Annotated in this window: 4 protein-coding genes; all 4 read right to left on the bottom strand. The window is 52.5% G+C overall.

What is annotated here, in order from left to right; all coding sequences use genetic code 11:
* A partial coding sequence (locus tag FBQ85_23015) for a response regulator (GenBank protein ID MDL1878015.1) occupies window positions 1-807 on the bottom strand: 807 nt, incomplete at its 3' end.
* Window positions 808-1,064: 257 nt separating this feature from the next.
* On the bottom strand, window positions 1,065-3,524 hold the full coding sequence (locus FBQ85_23010) for a response regulator (GenBank protein MDL1878014.1): 2,460 nt from the start codon (window positions 3,522-3,524) through the stop codon (window positions 1,065-1,067).
* A gap of 442 nt (window positions 3,525-3,966) precedes the next feature.
* Window positions 3,967-4,251 carry a hypothetical protein gene (locus tag FBQ85_23005; protein ID MDL1878013.1) on the bottom strand — a complete coding sequence of 95 codons (285 nt, stop codon included), beginning with the start codon at window positions 4,249-4,251 and terminating at the stop codon, window positions 3,967-3,969.
* A 236-nt stretch (window positions 4,252-4,487) separates the two neighbouring features.
* Window positions 4,488-5,540: a hypothetical protein gene (locus FBQ85_23000; GenBank protein ID MDL1878012.1), complete on the bottom strand. Its 1,053-nt coding sequence runs from the start codon at window positions 5,538-5,540 to the stop codon at window positions 4,488-4,490.
* Between the last annotated feature and the right edge of the window lie 2,141 nt (window positions 5,541-7,681).

The raw sequence follows: 7,681 nt of genomic DNA, 5'->3' as shown, positions 1-7,681 counted from the left end.
CATCAGCGCTTGTTCTTCCTCGTTCAACACCGGCGTTTTGGTGTGTGCGCGCGTGATCGCCGCATGCAGCGGCGGCAATTGCGCGGCCAACTGGCTCCAGCGGTATTGCCGCGTCAGGCCTTCGGAAATCAAATCGCGGTTGGCAATGGTGAGCATGCGCGTGCGCTCATGCGGCCGCAATTCGACTTGAAACGAGCCTTCCGTCCAGGTGAACATGCGCAACAAAGCCTGTTTGGCTTCGAGGCTGCCCAGCTCGGCGTCAATCACCTGGCCTTCGGTAATGTAGACTTTGCCTTCTTTATCATTGACGCGCAGCTTGATGACGCAGGTTTTTTTGCCGACTTCGATGGTCTGCAGCAAATCGACGAGATTCATTTCGGTCAACTGGCCGTTGAATCCCCGCCAGCGCGGCTGCGAAGATGCAGAAAGCAGCTCGATTTCTTTGATGAGATTGTCGATGCGCACCACGGCCTCGTCGATGTCAAACGGTTTTTGCAAATAATCATCGATTGACAGTTTCAAAATGTTGACGCGCTCATCGACCGTTTTCAATTTGCCGATCATCACAAACAGCAACGATTGCGTTGAAGGGCGGTTGCGCACCTCTTGCAGCAAATGGGGGCCGTCCATCACCGGCATGCGCACTTCCGAAATCAGCAAATTGGGCTTGAAGGCCTCGATCAGCTCGAGCGTTTGCGAGGAGCTGTCCGCCAGGCGCACATCGTAGCCGGTGGCCACCAGAGCCTTGCGCAAATCCGCGACTTCACGCGGATCTTTATCATTAATTAGTATGCGTTTGCGATCCATGAGATGAAATTTTGTTGCCGAGCTTGCGTTTTTTTGTTGCGCGCGCGATCAAAACGTGATTAAGATGAAACGCGCTGCCCCGCTGTCAATTTAATAACTACGGCTTGCCAAGAAGAAGGGGCAACGATGCCATCCCATCCGCGACATCACGACAGGAAATCTGCGAAGTCTCTAATCTTGGGGATGAACCGCCTGTGCCATGATTGACTGCCGGCCGTAACACGAGCATGAGGCAGCGGGGCAAGCGGCGCCGCCGGCTACCAGCGCGTCAGATTGGCGTCGCTCACCAAACCGGCGAGAAATGTTTCCACCGACGCGGGATCGGAAGGATTGCACTCGTGCAGATAATCCGCCGGCTCGGCATGCACCAGGTCACGCAGCGTATCCGGCGACAAGTTTTTCTTCTCCTGTGCTTTGATTACGGCAATGCCGAACGGAATTTTATAACTTGCTTTCAGCATCTTCAGCAAATAGCCGCAATATCCTAAGTCCTCTTGATGATGCGCTTCAATCACTAAAATAAAGCTTACCAAATCGTGTGCCACATTTGCGAGCAACTGGGTAAATTGTTGCTCCATCGATATACCAATAATTTCGAACGCTTGCTGCGCGGGCAATTGGCGCTCGCCGATTTCCAAATGCCGGAACGTTGCGCTTTCGATTTTACGCAAATTCGCTTGCGCGCCGGCCAGGCTTTTGACAAAAGCCGAGAGATAAAAGCTATCGCGCCCAATCACCACCAGTTTGGGACGCGCGGGCTGGCGCTGCTGCAGCAATCGTTGCAGGGCCGGCGCGATCTGATCATCCCGGTCTTGTTCGTCTGGAATGGCAGGAGTGGGAGTAATCGCCGCTGCCGGTGGAATATCCGGCGGAATCGCAGGTTTGACGGCTTCAAACTTTTTCGAGTCAACCTGGCCGTTGATGGCCGCAGATTGTTCCAGCGGCTCAAGGCGATCGGCAACGGGAATATTCTCAGTCGGCTCCTCGGGATTTTCAAAAAATGCGGCGATGTTTTCCAGAGAAATAGGCGAAGGCTCGAATTCTGGCGGCGCAACTTCCTCCGGAGAGGCGGTTATCTCGTCATGTGACGCGTGCTTTGGCTCATCTTGCAGAAAGCTCGGCATTTGCACCGGGCGTGACATGATATCCTGCAAATCGATCGGAAGCAAAGCCGATTCCGCCTCGTTCGTGTCTTCGGCAACCCGTTCCTCGGGCAACGGCTCCGGCGAGGGCGCAAAATCATCGCCGGTCTCTTCTTCCGGCGCTTCTTCGCGCAACTCGATTGTCGGGCCGTCCGCGCCGTTGCCGCCTTGCGGCGTTCCCCAAATCTCATCAGCGTGTTCATGCCAAAAACTGGGCAAGGTTGCCAGCTCCGAATCGTCGGTCAGATCGACATCTTCCAACGGACGCATCGTGGTGGTTTCCGGGAATTTGAAACTTTGCGTCTCACTACTGTCGACCACCGATACCTCTGTTATCTCATCGAGAGTTTGAGGCGGTTCAGCTTCCGGAGGCGGCTCGGATTTTGGCGGTGTTGGCGGGATTGGAGACTGTTCTTTCGCTTCAGCCTGCCGGAGAGGAGCGGTTTCGCTTGCCTTCTCCATGCGTTCACGCGAGGCGGGCGCAGGTGTTGCTGTTTTTTCGCTGCGCACGGCCGTCACTTTGAAATTCACCGGCGCCGGCGCGATCTCTGCCGAAATTTTTTCCAAAATTTTAGGCTCAGCCAGAGTCGAGGACAAATCTCGCTCGTCGTCTTCCGAGGTAATAATCGTTTTCGAAGGCTTGATAAATCCTTGCTGATAAAGCTTGACCAGGCGTTCGAGCGTTTTGATATCATCGTAGGTACTTTCGTCGATGATTTGCAGAAGGTCGCGGCGGCCGTCGATCAGGCTCACGAACCGCGAAACTTCGGTGGTCAGCTCGCGTTTTTGCAGAATACTTTGGAACGTATCGGTAATGACAAAAGTGGTTTCTGGCGAGGGCAAAAGCTTGAACAGACGCTCGCGTTCTTCCATGCGTTTGAAGCCCTGCAGCAACAGGCCGAGGTTGCTGACGGAGATTTCGTCCGGCACGTTGATTTCCTTGAAGATCATGGTGAAATGTCCGTGCTTCCACGGCAGCATTTGATAAACCGCCTTTTCGGCCTTGAGATTGCCGAGCGAAGCGTTCACCACCGCGCCGTCGCGAAAATAAATTTCGCCGTTGCGGTTGTTTTCATTGTGCAGGGTCAGCACGCCGGTTTTGCGCTCCACGCCGAAGCTTTCAATCAAATCCACCGGGCTGAACTCTTCCAGGCGGCCCACCAGTTTCTTGGCGGTTTCCGCTTCATCTTCTTTGATGCGTTCCATGCGGCGCAAGATCATGCGAATGCGCGCCAGCACTTCTTTGATGTGCAGCGGCTTGATCATGTAATCCTTCACGCCGCCGCGCAAGCTGCGCACGCGATCCTGCAATTCCCGGCGATTGGTCAAGAACATCAGCGGGATGGAAGAAGTGACGGGATCGGCCTTCAACTTTTCCAGCAACTGAAAGCCGTCGAGTTTGGGAAGATTGACCTCGGAGAGAATGAGATCCGGCACGCTCGATGAAATTTTTTGCCACGCTTGCATGCCGTCCGCAGCAACAATAACCTCGAAACCGGCGGTTTCAAGATTCTCGCGCAAAATTTGAAGATTTTTGGGATCGCCGTCTGCGACCAAAATGGTTGGATTATCCATTGCAGCCTACCGCAAGTTCGCGTTTGGCGAATTCTCCTACCCCTCTGCGCCTGCCGTCATCAGCAAGATTTTCGGCATACCGAATTTGCTCAAAGAAGTCCGCCAAGCTGTTGAAATTTATCTTTCGACCGCCGTTGCCGAAAGGCGATTTATAAAGAGGTGCGTAGCGTTTGGGCGCCGCCGATTAAATCATCATTAGCAATGATTTTTATGCAGACGAATATACTGGAATTCATCGCACCGGTCAAGGTTTTTTCTGGCGGCAAGAATTAAGGTGTGGACACAGGAATGGGATGGCGCCGCGTCGGTTGACGCAGGCTCATGAATTCGGCAGGGGGAAATGAAAAGATCCGACAGCGGAAAACGCCGCCATCTTCATAACCCACCAAACAGAGAAGCACGGGCCTGCACCGTGATGCAGCAGGCCCGGGGTCTTCACAATTTATTCAACCGGCGCTGCCAGTTTGCGAGCCATTTGCACGAGCTTGGGGGAAGCCGGCCGTCGTAACTCGGCCTCCAAAATGCCATAAAACGTTTGCAACGCCCGGATTCGGCGCTGGCAGTGCTCGCATGCCACAAAATGCCCGGCAAAGTTCTCGTACAACGAGCGGTTGTGGGAGGCGTTCAAGAGTACGAATTCCAGCGACTCTGCATCTAAGCACTCTTCCCTGATCACCCCGAACGGCCGGGGGATCCTGTTCCACTGGCGATGATAGTTTTTCTTCATGTTTTCATCGTGAAGATTCACCTTTCCCTGCAGTTATCGTCCTAACGCAAGAAAAGGGTGGTTAGGGTCTTGTCATCAGCGTTTTCCTGTTCCTGGGTCAGACTGTCTCATCCACGAACGCTGATCTTTCAAATTTGTACTCTCAATATACTGACAAAGACCCTATTTCACGGAAAAACCGTTGCCAACATTTACCCAAAAAATACCCGCGAAATCTCGCCTTGAAAATTAGCGAGTTACAGCAATTCTTTGAGATATTCGCGAAACCATTTTTTGGTCAACTTGCCTAAATATTCAAAGATCGTGCGCTCTTCCTGACGATACCGGCGTTGCGTCAAATCCGGCATGTATTTGCGCAAATGGCGAAAATAGGATTCGATTTTCTTGCTGTGCGTAATGTCTTCCAGCACATCTGCGAGCGTACGATAATAAACGTCGCCTTTTTCCTCGGGAATCTTCCCGCTGGCAACATACTGATTCTGTATCTTAACGCGAACCCGTTGCAGCACCTTTTGTTTGGCTTGTTCAATTTCTTTCAGCCGCACATAATCCAACGGCGAAATGTCTTCGATTTGCGCGATGAGACGATTGCGGACGACTTCAAGATTGGTATGGCGAATGAGGCGCGCGACCACGTCCGTGGGCAAATAATTTTGATAGCGCTCGTCGATGGTGACGACGGACAGCATTTTGCGAATGGTGGTGGAGACGTGATCTTTCGGCGTGTACAGCTCGAGGTAATGGTTCTTCAACGACTTCTCCGGAATGCTGGGCTTGGCTTTGCGCAGATAATTCAGATCTTCTTTGGTGAATTCCGCGGGGCTGGCAACCGGCTCCGGATGCGTGTCAATCGTTGCGATGGAGGTTGCCGAGGCGGCATGCCGCGCGCTGCGCGCTTTTTTCACGAAAATATACTCGCGGCCCATCTCGCGAAACGTGCCCAGGTCGCTGGCATTCTTGACGGCCACGCGAATGTTGCGGATGATCTTCGCGCCTTCGGGATCACGTTCCTTGAAAATGCGTGACAATTCCTGTTTGGTTTTTTTGATCACCAGCCGGCGCAGCATGATGAGCAGCTCGACATCATTGGGATCGACATGGGCATCGATGTACGGGCCAAAATAACGGCGCAATTGCACAAATTCGTTGTTATCATTGCGCATGAACAGACCGGCAACGCAATCGATGGCGAGATCATCCAACTCTCCGCTTTTGCGGCGACGTTCCCATCGAATATGCTTGCCAATGACTTCCTGATACTTCAGATAACTAAGAGAAATCTTCTGCACGAGATTGATAAACTCAACAAGTTCCCCTTGGGAGTATCCACCTCTCACAATCCTCGGAATTAGGTAGGAAAGTTTTTTGGAGTCCATCTGATGCGTCTCAAAGTTGCGTGAACAGTGCCAGTGGATTTGCCGGAAGTTATCTCCGATAACCGCCGCAAGATGATTGCAATGCGCTCCATTTTAGCAAACGTTATGCCTACAAGACAAAACCCTGGGCGAGGCGTTTTCACAATTAAACAAAGAGTTATCTCTTTTTTTAAGCCGTGCGCGCCGTCAAAACATCGTCTGAATGTTTCCCCCTGATACAATGTTTTCGGCTGAGACTTGCCGCGGCGAGATGTTCATGTTCTGTTGCAGGAGTTTTTCCCGGTGTGATGCGTTGCGAAGCAGCGAGAAACGCGTCGTAGCCGGCGCCGTGACCGGGGATTGTCACATTGATGAAGTAGGCCAAAGCTCGGCGGTGCAGCAGGTTGAACCCACCGATTTATTTTGATGCGAGGAAGTTACAGTTCTACCAGCAATCGCGTGTTTTGCGCACGGCTTGATTCAGGTGTTTTCGTATTACACGCGGACACGTTTTTGTATCATTTCATAACACGCCGTTTGCAATCTCGGCCATAATCACTTTATCTTTGATTTGAAAAGGCCGTGATAAAGTCCGGACAAGCTGACAACCGCAGGTTTGGGCCGCAACAAAGGAGAAACGAGAAACAAGCAAAAGCCTTTTCAGCGGGATTTCATTTCAGTCCGCGGGACACCTTCAGAATTTTATTCCAATGTCGAGAAATTGATCACCGAAGCGGAGAGATGAATGAAGGCGGGAGATTACACGTTTGGCGCGCAACGGCCGCCGGCGAACGTGCGAAGGCTGGCTTTGGATATTTGAAGAATCTCTTCTCTATAAACCTCGCACGTCGGCCGTTTTCTAATTGCCGCGAATCGCGATATTGATGTTGATGCCGAATTCCGTAAAGCTCACTTTGCCGTTGCGGTTGTCTTCATTTTTGCCGATGTCGAGATGCGCGCCGCCTTGCACGCGATTGCTGAAGGAATACCGCATTTCAGGCCGGAACGACCAGAGCTTGGTTTTGCTATTCAAGATCTTATCTGTTTTGCCGCCGCTGGCATCCGCCAACTGCGAGTTGGTTTCACTCGTTTTGTAGTTGAAGGTGACGTTCAAATCCACTGAATTCTTCAATTCTTTGTTCTTCAAGAACGGAAATGGCAGCCGGAAACCCGAACGTTTGGAATAGCTGTGCGTCACTGAAATGTCAGAGCCTTCCGAGAAGGAGGCGCTCTGGAAGTAATACGCAACCAAATCTTCGCCGGGTAGCGGCGGCGCTTTGCTGATGTTGTATTGCGGCGAATAGCCGTTGTTGATGTTGTAGGCAATGGTGGACGTCATGCCGTTTTTCCAACTGATGTTGAGCCGCAGCAAGGGCTGAAAACTGAACGCGAATTTTTCATCGGTAATGCCGGCGCGTTCGGGCGTATCCCGCCAGCTATAGGATTTTTCACCGCTGAAATTCGTACTGGCGCTCACCGTGCTGGCCACATGGCTGAACAGGGGAAGTTTTTCCAAACCTGAAACGTTCAACGTCCATTTCGGAAACGGCAGGCCGCTGGCATCGCCGAGCTTGAACCATGACAGCGAGGAGCTGCCCGTCGTGCGCACTTGTGAAGCCACGGTTTTTTGCCGCGTATAATCAAAACTCATCGTGATGTTGATATTGCGCGTCAGCGCGAAGCCGCTGGAAGCCGAGATGTTTTCCGACTTGTTATAATTGCGGAAGCTCGAGGCGATGCCTCCCTCCTGTTGCGGCCCCGGGTCGAGCACGAATCCGAACATGTAGGCCATGCGAATGCTGTCGCTCGACAACGCGTTCATACCGTTGTGCGCAACATTCTCGCTTTTGCGATAGGTAAGCGACACATCTTTGAAATCGCCGAACCAGCGCAACAGTGCCGTAACCGGGTTGGGAAACGTGCGGCTGCGCCGATCGCGTTTTTTCTCATCCTTGCTTTTTCCGGTGGAATCAGCCGCCGCGTCCGGAGGCGTGTCTTCGTCTGGCACGCTGGGAGGGGCCGTCGGCGACTCATCTTCTTTGCTCGGACGCGTACCGGGTTGCGTTTTTTCACCC

The sequence above is a fragment of the Cytophagia bacterium CHB2 genome, from assembly GCA_030263535.1.
In the GTDB taxonomy this organism is placed as follows: Bacteria; Zhuqueibacterota; Zhuqueibacteria; order Zhuqueibacterales; family Zhuqueibacteraceae; genus Coneutiohabitans.
Note: the sequence above shows the minus strand (reverse complement) of the source record. Positions and strands in the feature narration are given on the sequence as shown.

What these genes read in the sequence shown, in the direction of transcription:
- FBQ85_23005 (MDL1878013.1), bottom strand. Translation starts at nt 4,251, where the DNA reads ATGAAGAAAAACTATCATCGCCAGTGGAACAGGATCCCCCGGCCGTTC.
- FBQ85_23010 (MDL1878014.1), bottom strand. Translation starts at nt 3,524, where the DNA reads ATGGATAATCCAACCATTTTGGTCGCAGACGGCGATCCCAAAAATCTT.